The following is a 17,425-nucleotide window of genomic DNA, read 5'->3' on the forward strand; positions in this document are numbered from 1 at the left end:
TGAAGGCCCCCGACTTGGAAAAAGTTCCCTTCACCGGTTCCCAGAGGCTTCGAAAAAATTTTTTTGAAGTGGGGGGGATAAAAAATTTTTTTCATTTTTCATTTTTGTTTTTGAAAAAATTTAAAAATTCTTTTTTTCTTTTCTTCTGCCAATAAATTCCATTTCCGATTATCTTATCGTTGTTGCGGTCATGGAACGTATTATGTTTGCGGTTGGTCAGCGGCAAACAATTCCAAGATACATACTCAAGTTCTGGATACTCAGATACTGGGTAAATATGATGAACCATTTCAGCTGGAACTGACTGCCCATATCTTAGACTTTCTTGGCAAAGGTAATCGTGTTGTCTCATGACCTTGTCACGGAACTTGTTCCACTTCCTTGTCTTCAAGCTCTGTCTGACTGGTTTGTTGTACATGATATATACTCCTTTGCAAAACAAAAGGACAGGCTCTTGACCTATCCCATCTCATACAAGAAATCTATGCTACCATAATAAACCTTTTTTTGTGAGACTTCAAGATGTCTTTTGTCTCATCTTTTGTCTACAAAATCATATACGAGAGCTCCAATGAATACTAAAGGCAGAAATAGAAAAATCAATCCATGTTTAAATATTTTCCCTATATCTTCTTTTGTCCAATCGAAAACAATTTTCAAAAACATCAATGCGATAAAATAACAAACTAAATATCCTATGAGTAACATATTCCTCTCCTCCAACTATACCAATTTTATCCCTCACTTTCACATATCTTATATTTTGTTAAACTCACTCTAAATCTCAAACCCTTACTAATCATGGGTTTTAAAGAGTTTCATTTTTTCAGTTTATGCTTAACTCATTATGTGAAAGTAATATCTAAAAAAATTAAATGACAAAGTTCCGTAGAGCATCATCAAGCTCTGCTTGTTCTATCCCAATGTATCTCAGGGTAATTGCAGGTGATGAATGATTGAACATTTTCTGTAATGTCCCTACGTCCTTTGTCTTGTTGTAATATTTATAGCCGAATGTCTTGCGCATTGTATGTGTTCCAACATTATCAATGCCAAGTTCTTCAGCTGCTTCATGTATGATTTGATAGGCTCGCTCACGAGTGATCGCTTTATTCTGACCTTGTCTACTCTTAAATAAGAAATGATGAAATGGTTTGTCTTCGACATATCTTCTCATTTCTTTCTTGAGTTCTTTTGTCATCCGTCTTGTTATCTGCTTGCCAGTCTTCCGTTCTCTCAGCTTAATGTGCCATCCCTGGACATCTTTAACTTTCAAGGTAAGTATATCTCCGACTCGCAAACCAGTATTCAGACCTGTGATGAATAGCATATAATACATCTCATTCCACTCTCTGAGATAATCTTTCATTGCCTGAATGTCGTCATTATCTTTTATCGGTGATACAAATTCCATATTCTACCTCCTTTCCCAAAACAAAAAGCCAGCATTTGCTGACTCTTGACGATACTTCTGTTGGACAACTTTTCTGACTAGAATTAAGGATGACTTCTAAAGTGTGATGTGTGTTTTTGTTTCAGAAGTTCATGCTATCATAATAACCCTTTTTTTGTGAGACTTCAAGATGTCTTTTGTCTCATGTTTATTTATAGCTCACCTTTCAAAATAGCGTACTGCTCTAGGATAATCCTTCTACGTCGATAGATTGTAGCTTTGCTCATGAATTTCTGTTCTGCTATTTCTTCCCATCTCAGTTGAGGATATCTCCAGCGTAGATTAAAAATTTCCTTATCCTCATCAACTAGATTGCTTAAAAGTTTATTGATAATCCCTTTAAATCCTTCAAGAAATTTTAAAGTCGGATCATCTGCGATTCTGATTGCGATAGTTTCGGTAGGTTTGCTTATTCCTACAGTAGGTCCACTTTGAGCATCTGGGTTTCTGGTTTCTAATTCTAGCCTTCTTAAGTCTATTGTGCGTTGAATGTTTTGAAATTTGAAAAGTTCTCTGTCTAACGTTTTGAGTTCTTCGTCGCTCAATTTTTTCAATTTCCACCTCCAAGTTTTTAAAAAATGTAAATAAGTTATCAAACATTTGAGAGAAAGCCTTGCGAATATTAGAAAACGCTTGGTTAATCGTTTTAACTATAGATTCAATTTCTTCGGGACTTAATTTCCGTAGCTGTTTGTCTTCTTCTTGCTTTTCTTGTATCTGCCGTTTAGCTATCTTCTTCTTGATTCTTTTATTCATTGGGTCTTATTTCCTCTCTTGGATTTCAATCCCGAAAAATGTACAAATATCTTCGATGGCAAACTCTGAAATATTGTTACCGTTCTCCCATCCGCTGATGGTTGCTGCGGAATATCCCAACTGTTCACCTAAATCTTTTTGGGTCAATTTACGTTCTATCCGTTTCTCTTTCAAAAGGATGTTGAACTCTTTGGGGACTACATCGAATAAAATTGATTCCTCGACTCCTAACTCTACAGCTATTCGTTTTCTAAAACGTTCAGGCGGTACCCTGCCTCCTTCCCAACAGCCAATCGTATTCACTGAAACACCGAGAACTTTCCCAGCTTCTGTTTGTGTCAATCCTCTTGATTTCCGCCACATCCGTAATTGTTCTGGAAAATTCTTGTCTTCTCTATTCATCATCCACCTCAATCTTTACGACAGCTCTACCATTTGGATTTCTTCTTTGCGTAGATGCAAAAGTATGATACCTCAACATCCGTTCAGCAATACCCGTTTCTTTGCTGATTTCAGCAAGAGTACCCATGGTAATAAAGGTGTCACCTTCATACAAAGCATACTCACTCATACTCCATCTCCTCGATCAGCCAGTCAAGATTCTTTCTGGCTTTCTTCAGGTCTTCAAGACCGTTTTTCTTCTGGAAACGAAGCATATACTTGATTGCGTTGCCCCAAAAGAAAGCAGACGCTCCAGAAAGGTCCCCAACGAAGTTATGCACAACATCGATAGCCTCAAGACCGTTTGCGCCTTGGTAGTGGCTTGGTTTGTTTACGTTATCAATTATTTCTGGTATCATTCCTTATCCTCCATTTGAGCCCTGTTGACTGCATGAGTACTAAATCTTTTGCTAAAACCATGTAAGTAATTCCATTCCCAATATAGTCTAGTTCCCCGTCAAACCAACTAATATGGTCGATATCATTATCCATTTCCTGTTCTTTCTTTAACCAAGCTCTAAATCTTGGAATCATATCAAATCCTCCTCTTTTACGAACGAACCGTCTACCATCTTACCCTTGCGGTCTTTAATCTCATTCCAGGCCATCTGGAAACACTCAGCGATAGACCAACCTTTCTGCTGACAGTAGATGGTCAGCACTACCAAAATATCACCCACAGCATCCTTGCCCTCATCATCTCGCTTCTTGAGATGTGCCTGCGCTAGTTCGCCTGCTTCTTCAAATAACTTCAACGCTTGAGCCGTGCTATTGTCAGGGTTGTCTAACCCTCTATCTTTCGCCCAATGCTCAACATGATGCGCTAATAATTCCATGTTTGTTGTCATGATAACTCCTATAGTTCTTCCAGCTTGAAATACTCTGTCAGCTCATTTTTTAATTCTTCCAGAGTTTCGCATCGTCCAATCAAATCCAACACATCTAGCATCGTGTCCTCTTTATTCAGCGTGTTCTCTGCCACTGCATCAGCTACCCATTTGGGATGTGTTCCAGCGTAAGAGAACTGATTTTGAGGTAATAGCTCAAGCAATGCTTCATATCGCTCCTCAAGAGCAATTAGAGCGCCAAATACATCAATGTAGTCAGTATCTGCTTTCTTACTTTCAAAGACTTCTGGCTGATTTTGTTTCACGATTTCCGCATAAATAGCAGACCATTCTTTTTCTGAAAAACGTGATTTTTCAACTAATGCACCGTATTCGATTTCCTTACCATCGACTATTACTTTATAATTCATATTCTTACCTCATCCCCTATTCTAATCTTCTCAAACTGCTCTTTCGTAACCACGAACACCCCGTAATCACGAATCGTAAGCGTGTATAGTTTTCCATGTCGTCCTTTCTCGACGACTTGACCGAAAATCTCTGCGCCTGCGTTATCTGCCTTGTAGATAACCATCGGCTTTTTCTCTTCCAAATCTCGAATCCTGTCCATCTGCCAGATGTTTAATCCAGCAGATAGCAGAATCCAGATAGCTATGAATCGTTTCAATCTGTGACCTCCTCTTCATAAACAAAGAAATAAAGCACTTTTTTAGGATTGATATGAGCCTCCCCAGCTTTCATCAAATGTCCGTTGTTAAACTGGCTAATTAGTCGTCTAACATCTTTCTCGCTGCAATTAACCGTTTCAATCACTTTATTGTCTGTAAAATAAAATTCAATCCTCATCCCTCAACCTCCTAGATTGCTAAATGGAACTTCCCACTGATAATCATCATATTCATAACAAACGTTTTTGATAATTTCACCTTTGGAAATTTCAATTTCCTGCGTGAATTCTATGCCACACTCAAACGTAAAAATTTTAATATCAACATCAAACTCACTTGAAATCTCTTGATAATTTTCTGGAATAGCACTCCACGCTTGCTTGAAATTATCCAATTCAACAATACAAAATTCTTCTTCAAGCCAAACTTCTATTTGTTTTTGTTCAATAAACGCTCGTCTTGTTCCATTAATGTAAAAATATGGAGCTGTGTTATTGAATATAAGCAGAGTGCCATCCCATTTATCTTCTAGCGTCACAGTGTCATTTAATAGCATTTGTTTTAATGCTGATGCAATATTTTCGCTTTTTCCTCTTAATTTAAGAGATCCTTCGGCCCAATTTGGCATTATTCCTCAACCTCCTCAATCTCAATCCCCTCACAAGAGAAAACCCAGCCAAAGCCAGCTTCTTCTAGTTCTTTACGGGTGTGAGCTGTACGGTATTCTCCTATTCCGTACTTGCTCATAAAGTTCCATTCGTCTTTTTTTGTATCGTGATTCAAGCAGTTACATCCTTTTTTTAATCCTTTTAAACGGACACGATACCGCTTCTCTTCCTCGACCTCGTAGCCGTCCAGCCACGCACGAGCGAATTTTTCTTGGCTACCTGATTCTTCAAAGAGCCAACGATAAACGCTTTTGTTTTTTGCTTCTTCAGAATGATAGAGTGCGTGAGCTAAAGTAATTTTCATAGCTTTGCAATACTCAATCCAATCCGCCACACACTGCGGGATTGTGATTTTCTGCGGTTCGTCTAGTTTAGAAACAAGTTCTATTGCCGCGTCTATCTCAATATATTCTACTTTGCTGCCAAAAATATTTTTTAAGCCTTTTATCCGTTCAATCAATTCCTGCTTATTCATCTTCCAACTCCTTTATTCTCTTCTTCCAGTTTTTCACTTTCTTTTTAAGCAAGTCACGTTCCTCAGACCTGCTAAAAGCAAGCGATTTGACACATGGCTCAGATAGTTCAACTATTCTCGCCTCCGTCTGTTCTATTGTGCGTTTCAGTCCTTCAATGACCGTCTGTTTGTTATATTCCATGGTTTATCTAACCTGTAAAAATCCAGCTCTTGCCCCTCATGGCTCAAAGACACAAGAGCTAGCAAATTCTTTATACGCCATTCGTCCAAGTCTGACGCATATTCTAGCTCGCTTTTAACGTGGTTCGCGGCACGTTGATTTTGTCGCTAAGTAATAGCAATCTACCGCACCATAATCAAACCTCACATCGTCTTTTCCGATGTGTTTCTTGAATTTTGGTCTGGTGATAGCCGAGAAAGCCCACTGATGGTCTTCCATCTGCTCAATAAGATCATCGACATTGTCAAACGTCCCAAGGTAAAACTTGCAGTGCCCATTATAGACGAAGTAAAGTTCTAACATCACTCCACCTCAACAGGGTAAAAATTTCCAAATGAGCCTCTCAATGCCTTGCTAACCTGTAAGGCTGCAGCCCGAGAAACAAACCGCAAGGCTTTCTTCTCCTCAGAACATGAAATGTCCAAGCCAGTCACTCCTATAACCGCGGATCTCAGAAACGGCTTATCCTCTCTTGTCCCATGCTTTAAAATAAACATCAGCCACCTCCGTTCTAAAAATATTGCTTCCGCTTGTTCGTCAAATCATTGAAAACCATCAAATGGTCTTTATCTACACCCTTCATCAGTCTGGACATGAAGGGTCTGCCATATCTTTTCTGAATATCAGCAGAAATCAAATTCGTGGTAATGATCGTATTTGAACGCTTATTCAGGATATTGTAGAGAATAGTAAACGACCATTCACTATCCTTCTCCATACCCAAATCATCCAAAACCAAGAACTTAGCGCTAGCAATCTTATTGACCAAAAACTCTTCCTGACTAAAATCAGCTTTAATCTTCATCAGCAAGTCCGTCACGTTGATGAAAATAGCAATCTCTTTCGTGTACTCAGATAAAGCTTTCACCATCGCAAAGGCCAAATGGCTCTTACCCGTTCCAGCTTCTCCTTGTAGCACGATGTTGTTCCTAGCCCCCTCAGACCACTCACGACAAATCCTCTTTGCAAAAGCTAGCTTTTCCGCTTCTTTTTCAGTGGGCGTCTCAAAATTGTCCAAAGTAGCATTTTTTAAAACCTCATCATAAAGCGAAAACTTCTCAAGATAGTATTTCCTCTCTCGCTCATTCTCAGCGTCAGCCAGTTCATTCACTCTTGCTTGGTTTTCCTCATGGATCCGCTCAGATTCGCATATTCGACATACAACACTATCAGTCCTCAATATCTTTATCAAAGGGATGTTATGCTTTTCGCAAAACTCATCTTGTTGTTCTGTATTCCTGTGATAAGATAAGGCAATCTCCTCAAACACATTGTCTACCATGACAGACGACCTCCACATTCATGCCAGCTAGCCATTTCAGACAAGCATGCAACCACTTGATGAATTGGTTGGCCTGCTAAAATAGTTTTCTTCTCGTAGCTTAACGGATAATAGTCTATCTCGAATTGTTCAATTAGTTCTAGTACCCCCATTCGTCCTTGGCCTCCTGTTCCAATGTTTTATCGTTTTGTTGTCCTGGGCGATTGAAGTTCTTACCCTCTTTATATTTTCGGTCATCTTCATCCACCTGTTCAATTGATGTAAAACCTTTCTTTTTCCAACTTTCAAGAATGGCTATTAAATAATTGAAACTAGGTTTATGTGATCCAGAAGTTTTCTCAACTGCACGGTTCAACATATCGAAACTCATTCCATCAAGTCCCACATAATCAAGTAACTGTTGATGCGACTTATCAGTTAGATGAATTCCGCTATTTTTCAAATTTTCAGAAAGGCTGGAACTAATCATCACCTTATTATTATTTATCTCTATATCTTTATCTAATTCTTTATCTAGTGCGTTACCATGCGTTACTGTAACGTTATCCATAACGTTATCCATAACGTTATCAGTAACGTTACTTTCGTTGTTCTGTGCAAGTAATTTCTGTTTTTGTCGGTGACGTGCTGCTCTATTTCGATTTTGCTCTTTTATTTTTTCCATGCCGTCAATGTTCTGATGTTTCTCCCAATTGGGTAACATTATCACTCCATCGTTTTTTTCAACCATTCCAAACTTTTCAAAAACCTCAAGAGCCATACGAACTGTATTCAACGGACGGTGGAACGTTTGTGCAAGCATTTCATCGGTGTATACAATGTTTTTAGAAATGGCTAGTACGCCTTTTGTATTCAATTTGCCTGCTAGTGTTATAAGTTTGATCCAGATTACAATAATTGCGTCACGATCAGGCAAGGCATCAATTAGACACATCTTTTCATCGTCAAAAATATCCGTTGTGATTTTTATCCACTTGATTTCAGACATACCGAGCCCCCCACTTCCTGCGATTCGCACGGTATTTCATCCGCATATCCTCATAGATGTGCATCCCATCTAGCGCCATCTTATCAACTTTTAACAGCTTATTTTCAGAGACCACATCACGGTAGTCCTTGGCTAGTTTTTCATAGTCGGTTAGGTATTCTTTGATAAGTGAAATTTTCCTGTTCTCGTCCTCTAAATATAGTTCAAAATCAGACTTTTCTTCATCAGACGACATCATTTCAATATTCACTCTCTCATGCCACGACAGCCATTCAATCAATTCTTCCATTTCCTGACCTCCTCATTACAAAAATCTGATTGCAGACTGTTTAGGTTCTGGCAAAGCTAACGGCTCAGGACGCAAGCCTACAGGCGGTTCATTGTCGTAGGTAAATCCCTTGAACGGACGACGAATATTCTTGCGAATTTCTTGACGCTCTGCCTCTCTACCACGTTCGTATGCATGGTTATACCCTTGGATAATCATAGACGCAAATTCTTGCTCTTCTCGTCTTTCTTCTTCCTTGCGTTGTTCCTGCAATTTGATATGACGGCAAGCCCCTGCAAATCCAATCAGCAAAGCTCCAACTCCCATCAACTGGTCTAAAATCGGTGGTTCAAACATTTTTATCTCCTTATCCTCTTTTTGTGCTATAATATAGTCAAATAATTTTGCTAAGACCTTGTCCAGAAGCCTTTTAGTAAAGTTATTATATTTGATTAGAGAGCCATTCTTTGATGGCTCTTTTTGACCATTTCTTACCAGGGAGTTCTTTTGGAAATCCCTTCATGTAACGATAATTATTTGAAAATGTGTCATAGTTGATTCCTAGAAATTCGCAAGTAGTGCCTACATCCATCAATTCAGGATAGTGGTCACTATCTTTTTCTATTTCAACCAACCTTGTGATCGTGTCCTTGATAATGGATTTGATCCAGTCCGTTAATGAAAGTAGAACATTATCCATCTTTTACCCTTTCTAAATTTCGTCAAATGCGTTCAATTTCATGATTTTCATCTTGGTATTGGTGCTTGGCTCCCAAGTCATCCAATAGGCCAAGGCTGCATCTGCAAACTTTTTCGGTAGCAAGTCATAGCGACTAATATTGAAGTGATCCTTGAAATCAATCTCAGCTTGTCTGAATACTGATTGAGCAAAGATTTTATCTGCATATGCTGGACTGTCAATGCCACCCAAGCAAGCTACTACACGAGCCTTACGCTTCTTCAGTAGTGATTGAGCATAGCTCGGATGAATCGGTTGCTCACTCTTGAGATAGTCAATATCTTCCAGCATGGTCGCCTGCTGCTCACGCAATTTCTTTTGTCCAGTAAATAGAGCGATAAAGGCATCCTCGTCCAAGTCCTCACGGATGAAACCACCCTGCTTGCGAATAGCTGGCAAGACCTCTGATGTCACCCATCGTTTAAATTCTTTCGCTTGTGGAAGCTTACTTGAAAGAATGAGAGAGTAGAGACCAGATTCATTGATGATGATAGTATTTTGTGTTCGACCTAAATTGTCGGTGAGTCCGTATTTCACGGAGTCATCTTCATCAACGTGCCGAGAAATTGCATCCAGAGGTTTAGCATACCCCAAAATATCTGCAACATCCTTCCCAACGAACCAAGGCTCATCATCGATTGTCAAAGTACGGACTTCCTGTCCGTGAAAGTTAAAAATTTCGTTCATAACATTCCTTTCTAAATTTGGTATAATAAAATAAAAATGATTGGAGAAATCTTATGGAATATCAAGTTCTTATTCAACCTGCAATTAGTGTCATTCTTGCAATAATCTCAGGGTTATGGTCATATGTCGCATCAAAAGCTAACAATAAAGCTGAGATTGAAAAACAAGCTAAAGAACATTCACATATCGTAGAAAAACTTGAAAAAGAATTTCATTATCAGATAGATACCCTCAAACAACAGCATGCTTTGGAACTTGAAAAAGTCAAGCAAGCTCATGAATTACGGTTGCAAGAACTTGAGAAAGTGTCTCAACTCGATACCGAAACCGACAAGGCTATGAAGGTGAATGATCTTGCCTACAAAGTTTTAGCAGGCGAGGTTGATTTGGACAAGGCTTTAAAAATAGCTGATAAAGCAAATAGTCACAATCAAAACCTAAAGAAGAAATTTATCCAAAAGACCTCTAAGAAATCATAAATTAAATTTCTTTCTAACTCTTTCTATCTCCTCCTCTTGTCTCTTCTTGTATTCATCGATGCGCTTTTTTCTATCTATTTTGCTAGCGTAGTATGTAGCAAAGCCAATGATAAGATTGATTATGACAGCAAAGTAAAACCATACTAGTTCGTTCATAGTCTTCTCCTCTAGCACCTAGTCTTTATGATTAGGTGTTTTTTGTTGCATAGCACGTTTTCTGATAGCCTTCCTCAAACAATCAGCTAGGCGAATCATGTCAGGAATATTGCATCCCTTGATGGAACTAATAGCACCCAAAGCCTCATAATAGGTTTCAGTGTGTGCCAAAACATCGTCAACCATATTTTCAAAATGTTTCTCAATGATTTCTTTGATAAGATCGTTATTTTGTTTCTTTTCGTTCATCTCCACCCTCCTACTCAAGCACCTTACTGCCGACTACCAATCGTTTAACGACAACGTCCATCTCCTTAAATTCGGCATTCTCTGCACAGTAGCGGACGCTCTCGCTGATGATGTGACAAATAGATACTCCGTACTCGTTCGCCAGCTCCGTAGCAATATCCCAAGCATCTTTGTCAATACGTGTTACTTTTTGCGCTGCGTTGTTCATAATATTCCTTTCCTTACTTTCCCCAGTGTTAAAATAGTTTCCCAAACATCTAGTCCCTCAAGACTGTCGATCATCATCTGACTCAGTTGATGATTTTTCTTCTGCCAATTCTGTATTATTTTTACTTGCATGTATGGACCTCTTAGTGATTTCTCCAAGGGTTTTCAATACCCAAAATATCTATGACTTTTTCTTTCACATAATCACTTCCTTTGCCATACTTCAGCAGTTCTGAAATGACCGATGGTGTTACAAATACTTGTTTTGCCAACTCAGCTTGAGTCATATCCAGCTCAATCAAACGAGTTTTGATTTTAGCCTTGATGATTTTTAGTTCTTTACTCATATTCTTCCTTTCTAAATTTGATATAATGTAAATAAAACTCGGAGATGTAACATGAAATTTGAACCAGAACTAGTAAGAGATATTTTGCTAGACATTGAAGAATTGCATCAATATCCAGAGCCGTTTGTTTTCTCTAGTAACTCGAAGTTTAAAAGAGCTAACAAGTATGAGACAAATACTATTGTTTATCACTGTAAGTTACTATCAGAAGCTGGTTTTATAAATTGGTCTCCGACCTTTGACGGTTCAAATTCTTTGTATATTGCTTTTGTTCATGGCATGACTTACAAAGGGCATCAGTTTCTTGATTCAGTGAGGAGTCCTAAAGTTTGGAGAGAAACCAAGAGTGTCGCTGAAAAAGTAGGTGTGTTTTCTCTAAACTTCCTATCTCAAACCGCCTCACAAATCATTACTAATCTTGTAACAAACCCAGAGCTATTTAAGTAAAGTATTTTGAAATGATTGCTTAACAGTTGCTTCGTGTAGCTGTTCACGAGCATCTATATAGTCAATTTGGATGAGAGATTCTGGGATTTCCCCTCCCTTAGTCCCCCAAATGATTTTGATAGATTTAAGGCCGATACCCTCAGCTCGGAAATCAATTCCATTCAAAATAACGTGTGGAACACTAGAATCACTACTAATCTTGATTTCTAAATCTTGGATTGGTAATGATTTTTTTGATAAATTGCTCATCTTTCTCTCCTTTCTTTTTAAAAAATTATCTAAAAAGTTAGCGAATTTCTTGACATTGATAAATAAATTTATTAAAATCAAAACATAGAGAAAAGACTTACTAAAAAGTAAGGTTCTACCTATAAAACGGACGCCAATCAGTTTCATTAGGCTTTATTTTTTAGTTGTCTTGTTCGCTAACTCTTTAGCTTACAAAAACTATTGTAGTAAATTTATTAAACTTTGTCAACGGTTTTGTAGTAAATTTATTAAATATTTTTTGTCATGCCTTAGAAAGGTTGATGTATCAATGTTTTTCACATTTGAAAAAATAAAAGAATTGGCTGACAAACAAGGTATTTCATTAAATAAACTTGAAGAAAAACTAGGTTTTAGCAGAAATACAATTTATAACATGAAGAAATCCACTCCAAATGTTGAACGAGTTTCAATGATTGCTGACTACTTCAACGTGTCCACAGATTATCTACTCGGTCGCACGGATAACCCAGCAATCGCTGGTAGTCATGACTACAAATGGGAAGGTAAGACTCTAAACGTTGAAGAAATGGCATCAAATGTCATGATGTTCGGCGGGCGAGAATTAACAGACGAAAAGAAGAAAATCATCCAGTCTATCATTGAAGGTTATCTGAAGGAAGCTGGTGATTAGAGGTATTGCTTAGTGACTGAAAAAGAAATTATAAGTCATTTTCAGGTTCGTATTATCGATTTTGACGGCAATCTAATGCCAGATGAACTTGGATTTTATGAAAAAGAAACCAATACAGCTTTCCTGTCGAGTAAGCTCAGCAAAAAAGAGAGAGTTAAGGTCCTACTTCATGAACTGGGCCACAAGGACCACACACGCTCAGAGTACCAGATCGCTCGCCTACGATGTGAAAACGAAGCTGATAGAATGATGATCCATCATCTCGTAAAAGACGCGATAGAAAGCTTAGAAGACCCTACAGAGTTTGATTACCTCAAATTCATGTCCTACTACAATCTTAAAACTATGACAAATGAAATCATGGTAAAAGAGGAATACTTAGCATTAGTAAATTAAAAATAGCATTGAAGATATTTATATAGAGGGAAAATATATGCAAAAGACTGTTGAAAAAATATTATTCAGAGTCGCTGGAGTGACAAAATATAAAAAAGCAGTAAAAGAAGCTTGCAATATGATTGCTGAAGACAATGGGATTCCAGAGTATTCAAAATACTATGGCGATTTATCAGCTAAGGAAATCAAGGAAGAAGTTGAAGAATACGGTCTAAAAGTCTTTAAGTATCGAGATTTAGATATTTTTAATATTGAACTCATTCCAGAAACGGATAATAAATATGATTCCAATGCTATAAAAGTTTTGATTTTTGATAATCATGTAGGATACGTCCCTGCAACAGTTGCTAAATCTATCCGTAAATATTTTGATGATGAAAGATATCATTTCCTAATAGAATGTGAGATAAAAGGCGGTCCATATAAAGAATGGGACGAGTATGAAGAAAAAGTTGTCACAAATAATGACTTGGATGTTGGTTTTGAAATTTACCTTACCATTGTTGATTCTTCACAAAAAGAAGTAATTCAGAGCGAATCATCTGAGATAATTGATGATAACATTTCCAATAAAGAAGTTACTAAAACTGAATCTATTGAAACTAAAACAACTGAAGCTGAACATATTGAACAAAATATTGTTAGTGACAGTTTCGCTGATATAGTAAATGAGATTAATCTTTCAGAAACATCTCCTAAGAAAAAACTTCCTGCCAATAAAATCATATTTTCAGCACTGTATATTTTCTTAGTCTTTTTTGGAGTTGTTGGTATTCCAATCGCTCCATTCCTTGCAGTCCCTTTGACAGCTTGGAGTTTGTATAAACTATACAAACTATTCAGAAAATAAAAAAAGCCCCACAATCGCCCTCGCCAAAGTTTGATTGTGAAGCTTACCCTTATAAAAAATCAGCCATTAAAAAGGCCTCTTTTCTATATTCTATTTTACACCATGAAAGGGGTGATGTCAATATTCTCAACGTTTAGACCTTGTCCAGAAGCTAATAAACAAGGAGAATACAATGAAATACAATAAAACAAAATACCCAAATATCTATTACTACGAGACTGCTAAAGGCAAGCGCTACTATATCAGACGCTCTTTCTATTTTCGTGGTAAAAAGAAAGAGATTACTAAAAGTGGTCTCACAACCCTTCCACAAGCTCGTGCAGCCTTGACAGAGATTGAGCAACAAATCCACGATCAGGAATTGGGTATCAATACGAATCTAACACTTGATCAGTATTGGGATATTTATTCGGAAAAGAGATTATCAACAGGGCGCTGGAATGACACTTCCTACTACCTCAATGACAATCTTTATAAGAACCACATCAAACCAAAGTTTGGTTCTGTTCTGCTTAAAAATTTGGATAGAAATGAGTATGAACTATTTATCGCTGAAAAGTTGCAGAATCATACCAGATACACTGTTCAAACCCTCAATTCCAGCTTCATGGCATTGCTAAACGATGCCGTGAAAAATGGAAACCTACTCTCAAATCGTTTGAAAGGTGTATTCATTGGCCAGAGTGATATCCCTGCCACGAATAAGAAAATTTCACTGAAAGAGTTCAAGTCTTGGATTTCTAAGGCTAAAGAAATCATGCCAAAAGAATTCTACGCTCTTACCTATCTTACCATTTTTGGACTAAGGAGAGGGGAAGTCTTTGGGTTGCGTCCAATGGACGTGACTCAGAACGATAGTGGACGGGCTATACTGCATCTTAGAGATAGCCGAAGCAACCAGACCTTAAAAGGGAAAGGAGGTCTTAAAACGAAGGAATCGGAGCGCTACGTCTGCCTTGATGATATCGGGACAGACCTTATCTATTATCTGATAGCTGAAGCTTCTAAAATTAAGCGAAAGTTAGGGATTATCAAGGAACAACAAAAAGATTATATCACCCTGAACGAAAAAGGTGGTCTCATCAATCCAAACCAGTTAAATAGAAACTTCAATCTAGTGAATGAAGTAACAGGATTGCATGTAACACCTCACATGATGCGCCACTTCTTCACGACTCAAAGCATTATTGCAGGAGTTCCACTTGAGCAACTAAGCCAGGCGCTGGGCCATACAAAAGTCTATATGACCGATCGTTATAACCAAGTTGAGGACGAACTTGCTGAAGCGACAACAGACCTATTTCTTAGTCACATTCGCTAAAAAAGTCCCCGCCACAACCTCAAAAAGTCCCCGCCAATTCCCCGACCAAAATCCGAAAAATACCTGAAAATATCGGAAAATGATTTTTAGAATAGTCTCCAAAAGCCTGAAATAGAGCAAAAAAACTCCACCTGATTGGGTGGAGTTAAGGGAGATTATTATGAAAAAGAAAAGTTTAGGATTTTATTAAATAAAGTTAGGAGGTCTTTATTTAATGACTATATGATACAAGACGAAGCTTAAAACTAGCTTAACTTTTCTCAAATTCTACCATTCTGAAAAAATCTCCATCTCCAGCACCTACCCACGCCAAAAAAAGCCACCTGATTGGGTGACTTCATTAGGAGATTATGATGAAAAAAAGTTTTAGGATTTCATTAAATAAAGTTAGGAGGTCTTTATTTAATGACTATATGATACTAGACCATCCTTAAACTTTGCTTAAGAAAAAACAAGTTTTATTATTTTTCTCTGTTTATCCAAATCATTCCTATACAATTATAGGTGGATAAGATTTCAAAGCCCATAGAACGATAGAAGCCCAAGGTTCTTTCTGTCTGTTCTGTTACCAGCTGGACTTGATAGGCATCTTTGTAATCCTCTAAAGCCTCTTTCATTAGGGCACTACCAATCCCTTGGCGCTGATAGCTAGGTAAAACGATTAAATCCTGAACCAATACTGATGAAAAACCATCTCCAACCAAACGAATCAAGCCCACTACAGCATTACCATCAAGTGCCAGATAAATTACTAATGAATGAGATAAGGCCTGCTCCAGCATCTCTGGTTGATGGGTATAATTTGTCCAACCGACAGCCTGATAGAGATGCAAAACATCCTCTAACTTGACAATTTCTTGCTTTTTAATAGTGATCATGTCAACACCTCTTAAAGCTCTCTCAAGCTCTTGTACTGTCGTCCATTGTTATCAAAATTTTCAGGATCCAACCATGCTTCCAATCGAGCTTTGACTTGAAGCCAGTCCTTATCAATCATAGACAACCAATCCGTATCCCTCGTACGCCCCTTATAAATGACTGCATGACGGAAGGTTCCTTCATAGACAAATCCCAAACGCTCCGCAGCTCGTCTTGATGGCAGGTTAAGAGCATCGCATTTCCACTCATAGCGACGATAGTTCAGCTCTTCAAAGACATAGCGAGCGAGGAGATACTGGGCTTCAGTTCCTATCCGTGTTCCCCTGAGCTCTGGAGAAAAAGTGACCGCCCCCACTTCTATCACTCGGTTATTCTGATCAATGCGCATGAGAGAAAAAGTTCCCAAAGCCTTACCAGTTTCCTTGTCTATGATGGCATAGTAAAAACGGTCCTTACGAGCCAACATCTGATTTAAAAGGCTGACCAGTTCCTCCACGTCTGCTACTGGCTCCTGAAAGAGGTAAGTCCACATCTCCCGAGGCGTATCAGGGCCATAAACAGCTAATAAATCCTCCGCATGCTTTTCCACCGAAAGAGCTTCTATTCGAGCATAACGCCCTTCTAAGAAATCAATAGAAGGCAATTCACCTGGTGTATAACCTTCCATTGACTCCCCAATCATCTGACCATATTCGTTTACTGGCATTTTTCTTCTCCTTGTTTTACGCTGAAAATACTATATCACAAATTGTTCTCTTTGGAAACTGGCACTGTCTTCAAGCTTCATCCTCAAAACTATATTAGTGACCCGTTTTCTGTCTTTTATCCTCTAAGGCTTGATTAATTTGTTGTGTGAGTTTATGAGTTCGCCAGATTTGATACAACCATATCAATCCATAAATTAACAAGAAAAAGAACCAAAGCAGAGGGCTCCATAAAACTGAACCCCAGCCAAAAAATAGAGAGGTCAATACTAAGACAGTAGCTGTAACTAATAAATGAACTCCTACACGTATACTAAAAGCAAGAAACTCTAGCTTTTCAAGTATTAAAGTCAATACCCCCATAATTCCACCCATTAAAAACAGAGCTAGAATATTTTTTACCATTGGTGTAGGATAGGTAACGCTTGGATAACACTGCGCTAATAACATCATACTCAAATAAAAGAAGGAAGCCGTGCGCATTCCCGATACAAAATAATCAATTAATCGTTTCATGATTTTCTCCTATAAACCTAGATAATTCATTAAGGACTTAACGTATTTCCGACTCACACTAGATTTGATGCCCCGAGTCATTTTAGCCATCATGTTCCCTGAAAAACTATCTGATAACGATTCTAAGTGGTCAATGTTTATAATTGAATGACGTGATATCTGTATAAAGTTACGCCGATTAATCCGATTCTGAAAGTTTATCAATGTTTCCTTCGTTTTATAAATCCCGTCTACCGTATAAATGGTTAATAAATTCTTATCAATATCAGCTAGAATAATATCCTCAATCTTCACCATAACCAGATAATCATCCGCCCGAATAGGAATGGCCACCTGATTGGTTGTTGAAAATTGTTCTAAATACTCCATAACTTCCCTTGCTTGGTCAGTTAACTGAGCTGCTTGAATTACAATATGTGGGTCCTTTTCTGAAAACTCTGTCTTCATTTCAAAACGAATCTTCATTTTCTCTCCAATATA

38 protein-coding genes are annotated in these 17,425 nt (G+C 38.0%); 6 read left to right on the forward strand and 32 right to left on the reverse strand.

The features are described from left to right. Positions 1-91 precede the first annotated feature (91 nt). The 23 genes from ADJ60_RS05355 to ADJ60_RS05455 form a co-directional block, all read right to left on the reverse strand. Positions 92-418 (reverse strand): endonuclease, encoded by a 327-nt coding sequence (locus tag ADJ60_RS05355; RefSeq protein ID WP_033686226.1) that lies wholly within the window; start codon positions 416-418, stop codon positions 92-94. Between the two features lie 453 nt (positions 419-871). Continuing rightward, a complete protein-coding gene (locus ADJ60_RS05360) occupies positions 872-1,414 on the reverse strand; it encodes a site-specific integrase (protein ID WP_049543898.1) in 543 nt (180 codons plus the stop codon). Positions 1,415-1,605: 191 nt separating this feature from the next. Continuing rightward, complete coding sequence (locus tag ADJ60_RS05365) at positions 1,606-2,007, reverse strand: transcriptional regulator (RefSeq protein ID WP_049543900.1); 402 nt, start codon at positions 2,005-2,007, stop codon at positions 1,606-1,608. Positions 2,008-2,215: 208 nt separating this feature from the next. Further along, positions 2,216-2,611, reverse strand: a complete 396-nt coding sequence (locus ADJ60_RS11085) for a helix-turn-helix domain-containing protein (protein ID WP_049543901.1) — start codon at positions 2,609-2,611, stop codon at positions 2,216-2,218. Continuing rightward, entirely contained in the window at positions 2,604-2,780 is a 177-nt protein-coding gene (locus tag ADJ60_RS11615) for a hypothetical protein (RefSeq protein ID WP_193390784.1), read from the reverse strand. Before ADJ60_RS11615 ends, ADJ60_RS11085 begins: the two co-directional genes overlap by 8 nt. After that, entirely contained in the window at positions 2,773-3,009 is a 237-nt protein-coding gene (locus ADJ60_RS05375) for a DUF3310 domain-containing protein (protein WP_049543902.1), read from the reverse strand. Before ADJ60_RS05375 ends, ADJ60_RS11615 begins: the two co-directional genes overlap by 8 nt. Continuing rightward, positions 2,990-3,184, reverse strand: coding sequence for a hypothetical protein (locus tag ADJ60_RS05380; protein WP_049543904.1), 195 nt, complete (start codon positions 3,182-3,184; stop codon positions 2,990-2,992). The genes ADJ60_RS05375 and ADJ60_RS05380 overlap by 20 nt, the downstream gene beginning before the upstream one ends. Further along, positions 3,181-3,498: a MazG-like family protein gene (locus tag ADJ60_RS05385; RefSeq protein WP_342585574.1), complete on the reverse strand. Its 318-nt coding sequence runs from the start codon at positions 3,496-3,498 to the stop codon at positions 3,181-3,183. The genes ADJ60_RS05380 and ADJ60_RS05385 overlap by 4 nt, the downstream gene beginning before the upstream one ends. A gap of 8 nt (positions 3,499-3,506) precedes the next feature. Beyond that, on the reverse strand, positions 3,507-3,908 hold the full coding sequence (locus ADJ60_RS05390) for a hypothetical protein (protein ID WP_049543906.1): 402 nt from the start codon (positions 3,906-3,908) through the stop codon (positions 3,507-3,509). Beyond that, a complete protein-coding gene (locus tag ADJ60_RS05395) occupies positions 3,905-4,165 on the reverse strand; it encodes a DUF1372 family protein (RefSeq protein ID WP_049543908.1) in 261 nt (86 codons plus the stop codon). The genes ADJ60_RS05390 and ADJ60_RS05395 overlap by 4 nt, the downstream gene beginning before the upstream one ends. Further along, a complete protein-coding gene (locus tag ADJ60_RS05400; RefSeq protein WP_049543910.1) occupies positions 4,162-4,344 on the reverse strand; it encodes a hypothetical protein in 183 nt (60 codons plus the stop codon). Before ADJ60_RS05400 ends, ADJ60_RS05395 begins: the two co-directional genes overlap by 4 nt. Before the next feature lie 3 nt (positions 4,345-4,347). Further along, the gene (locus ADJ60_RS05405) at positions 4,348-4,794 is read right to left on the reverse strand and encodes a hypothetical protein (RefSeq protein ID WP_049543911.1); all 447 of its coding nucleotides are present in this window, start codon (positions 4,792-4,794) and stop codon (positions 4,348-4,350) included. Next, complete coding sequence (locus ADJ60_RS05410; protein ID WP_049543912.1) at positions 4,794-5,309, reverse strand: DUF1642 domain-containing protein; 516 nt, start codon at positions 5,307-5,309, stop codon at positions 4,794-4,796. Before ADJ60_RS05410 ends, ADJ60_RS05405 begins: the two co-directional genes overlap by 1 nt. Next, positions 5,302-5,490: a hypothetical protein gene (locus tag ADJ60_RS05415; RefSeq protein ID WP_049543914.1), complete on the reverse strand. Its 189-nt coding sequence runs from the start codon at positions 5,488-5,490 to the stop codon at positions 5,302-5,304. The genes ADJ60_RS05410 and ADJ60_RS05415 overlap by 8 nt, the downstream gene beginning before the upstream one ends. Positions 5,491-5,604: 114 nt before the next feature. Continuing rightward, the gene (locus tag ADJ60_RS05420) at positions 5,605-5,832 is read right to left on the reverse strand and encodes a hypothetical protein (protein WP_049543916.1); all 228 of its coding nucleotides are present in this window, start codon (positions 5,830-5,832) and stop codon (positions 5,605-5,607) included. After that, positions 5,832-6,026, reverse strand: coding sequence for a hypothetical protein (locus ADJ60_RS11895; protein ID WP_049543918.1), 195 nt, complete (start codon positions 6,024-6,026; stop codon positions 5,832-5,834). Before ADJ60_RS11895 ends, ADJ60_RS05420 begins: the two co-directional genes overlap by 1 nt. Before the next feature lie 14 nt (positions 6,027-6,040). Continuing rightward, positions 6,041-6,811 (reverse strand): ATP-binding protein, encoded by a 771-nt coding sequence (locus ADJ60_RS05430; protein WP_049543919.1) that lies wholly within the window; start codon positions 6,809-6,811, stop codon positions 6,041-6,043. Continuing rightward, on the reverse strand, positions 6,805-6,963 hold the full coding sequence (locus ADJ60_RS11620) for a hypothetical protein (RefSeq protein WP_193390785.1): 159 nt from the start codon (positions 6,961-6,963) through the stop codon (positions 6,805-6,807). Before ADJ60_RS11620 ends, ADJ60_RS05430 begins: the two co-directional genes overlap by 7 nt. Then, positions 6,951-7,799, reverse strand: a complete 849-nt coding sequence (locus ADJ60_RS05435) for a phage replisome organizer N-terminal domain-containing protein (RefSeq protein ID WP_049543921.1) — start codon at positions 7,797-7,799, stop codon at positions 6,951-6,953. Before ADJ60_RS05435 ends, ADJ60_RS11620 begins: the two co-directional genes overlap by 13 nt. Next, the gene (locus ADJ60_RS05440) at positions 7,792-8,088 is read right to left on the reverse strand and encodes a hypothetical protein (RefSeq protein ID WP_049543923.1); all 297 of its coding nucleotides are present in this window, start codon (positions 8,086-8,088) and stop codon (positions 7,792-7,794) included. Before ADJ60_RS05440 ends, ADJ60_RS05435 begins: the two co-directional genes overlap by 8 nt. 15 nt (positions 8,089-8,103) lie before the next feature. Continuing rightward, entirely contained in the window at positions 8,104-8,424 is a 321-nt protein-coding gene (locus tag ADJ60_RS05445) for a hypothetical protein (RefSeq protein WP_049543925.1), read from the reverse strand. 85 nt (positions 8,425-8,509) lie between these two features. Next, positions 8,510-8,767: a hypothetical protein gene (locus ADJ60_RS05450; RefSeq protein WP_049543927.1), complete on the reverse strand. Its 258-nt coding sequence runs from the start codon at positions 8,765-8,767 to the stop codon at positions 8,510-8,512. Between the two features lie 12 nt (positions 8,768-8,779). Next, positions 8,780-9,493 carry an ORF6C domain-containing protein gene (locus ADJ60_RS05455; RefSeq protein ID WP_049543928.1) on the reverse strand — a complete coding sequence of 238 codons (714 nt, stop codon included), beginning with the start codon at positions 9,491-9,493 and terminating at the stop codon, positions 8,780-8,782. Between the two features lie 53 nt (positions 9,494-9,546). Between ADJ60_RS05455 and ADJ60_RS05460 the strand changes: the two genes are divergently transcribed. After that, a complete protein-coding gene (locus ADJ60_RS05460; RefSeq protein WP_049543930.1) occupies positions 9,547-9,972 on the forward strand; it encodes a hypothetical protein in 426 nt (141 codons plus the stop codon). Here ADJ60_RS05460 and ADJ60_RS11625 read toward each other — a convergent pair. The 4 genes from ADJ60_RS11625 to ADJ60_RS05475 form a co-directional block, all read right to left on the reverse strand. Continuing rightward, positions 9,967-10,128, reverse strand: a complete 162-nt coding sequence (locus tag ADJ60_RS11625) for a hypothetical protein (RefSeq protein WP_193390786.1) — start codon at positions 10,126-10,128, stop codon at positions 9,967-9,969. The genes ADJ60_RS05460 and ADJ60_RS11625 overlap by 6 nt on opposite strands. 18 nt (positions 10,129-10,146) lie before the next feature. Beyond that, positions 10,147-10,377: a hypothetical protein gene (locus ADJ60_RS05465; RefSeq protein ID WP_049543932.1), complete on the reverse strand. Its 231-nt coding sequence runs from the start codon at positions 10,375-10,377 to the stop codon at positions 10,147-10,149. A 10-nt stretch (positions 10,378-10,387) separates the two neighbouring features. Beyond that, positions 10,388-10,585, reverse strand: a complete 198-nt coding sequence (locus ADJ60_RS05470) for a hypothetical protein (RefSeq protein WP_001865136.1) — start codon at positions 10,583-10,585, stop codon at positions 10,388-10,390. A gap of 142 nt (positions 10,586-10,727) precedes the next feature. Beyond that, positions 10,728-10,931: a helix-turn-helix transcriptional regulator gene (locus ADJ60_RS05475; protein WP_049543935.1), complete on the reverse strand. Its 204-nt coding sequence runs from the start codon at positions 10,929-10,931 to the stop codon at positions 10,728-10,730. A gap of 51 nt (positions 10,932-10,982) precedes the next feature. Between ADJ60_RS05475 and ADJ60_RS05480 the strand changes: the two genes are divergently transcribed. Then, on the forward strand, positions 10,983-11,378 hold the full coding sequence (locus ADJ60_RS05480) for a DUF2513 domain-containing protein (protein ID WP_049543937.1): 396 nt from the start codon (positions 10,983-10,985) through the stop codon (positions 11,376-11,378). Here the strand turns inward: ADJ60_RS05480 and ADJ60_RS05485 are convergent. Next, entirely contained in the window at positions 11,367-11,627 is a 261-nt protein-coding gene (locus tag ADJ60_RS05485) for a hypothetical protein (protein WP_049543938.1), read from the reverse strand. The two genes, ADJ60_RS05480 and ADJ60_RS05485, sit on opposite strands and share 12 nt — an antisense overlap. A 289-nt stretch (positions 11,628-11,916) precedes the next feature. Between ADJ60_RS05485 and ADJ60_RS05490 the strand changes: the two genes are divergently transcribed. The 4 genes from ADJ60_RS05490 (at position 11,917) to ADJ60_RS05505 (ending at position 14,846) form a co-directional block, all read left to right on the forward strand. Beyond that, positions 11,917-12,279 carry a helix-turn-helix domain-containing protein gene (locus tag ADJ60_RS05490; protein ID WP_038804348.1) on the forward strand — a complete coding sequence of 121 codons (363 nt, stop codon included), beginning with the start codon at positions 11,917-11,919 and terminating at the stop codon, positions 12,277-12,279. A gap of 12 nt (positions 12,280-12,291) precedes the next feature. After that, positions 12,292-12,675 (forward strand): ImmA/IrrE family metallo-endopeptidase, encoded by a 384-nt coding sequence (locus ADJ60_RS05495; RefSeq protein ID WP_049543941.1) that lies wholly within the window; start codon positions 12,292-12,294, stop codon positions 12,673-12,675. 37 nt (positions 12,676-12,712) lie between these two features. Next, a complete protein-coding gene (locus tag ADJ60_RS05500; protein ID WP_049543942.1) occupies positions 12,713-13,525 on the forward strand; it encodes an HIRAN domain-containing protein in 813 nt (270 codons plus the stop codon). A 172-nt stretch (positions 13,526-13,697) separates the two neighbouring features. Beyond that, positions 13,698-14,846 (forward strand): tyrosine-type recombinase/integrase, encoded by a 1,149-nt coding sequence (locus ADJ60_RS05505; protein WP_049543945.1) that lies wholly within the window; start codon positions 13,698-13,700, stop codon positions 14,844-14,846. 461 nt (positions 14,847-15,307) lie between these two features. Here ADJ60_RS05505 and ADJ60_RS05510 read toward each other — a convergent pair whose 3' ends face one another. The 4 genes from ADJ60_RS05510 to ADJ60_RS05525 form a co-directional block, all read right to left on the reverse strand. Next, positions 15,308-15,724, reverse strand: coding sequence for a GNAT family N-acetyltransferase (locus ADJ60_RS05510; RefSeq protein ID WP_049543947.1), 417 nt, complete (start codon positions 15,722-15,724; stop codon positions 15,308-15,310). An 11-nt stretch (positions 15,725-15,735) separates the two neighbouring features. Next, positions 15,736-16,431: a GNAT family N-acetyltransferase gene (locus ADJ60_RS05515; RefSeq protein WP_049543948.1), complete on the reverse strand. Its 696-nt coding sequence runs from the start codon at positions 16,429-16,431 to the stop codon at positions 15,736-15,738. Between the two features lie 94 nt (positions 16,432-16,525). Further along, positions 16,526-16,945, reverse strand: a complete 420-nt coding sequence (locus ADJ60_RS05520; protein WP_049543949.1) for a DUF3021 domain-containing protein — start codon at positions 16,943-16,945, stop codon at positions 16,526-16,528. Between the two features lie 9 nt (positions 16,946-16,954). Further along, the gene (locus ADJ60_RS05525) at positions 16,955-17,410 is read right to left on the reverse strand and encodes a LytTR family DNA-binding domain-containing protein (RefSeq protein ID WP_049543950.1); all 456 of its coding nucleotides are present in this window, start codon (positions 17,408-17,410) and stop codon (positions 16,955-16,957) included. Positions 17,411-17,425 lie beyond the last annotated feature (15 nt).

This window comes from Streptococcus pseudopneumoniae (assembly GCF_001076775.1).
Lineage (GTDB): Bacteria > Bacillota > Bacilli > Lactobacillales > Streptococcaceae > Streptococcus > Streptococcus pseudopneumoniae_G.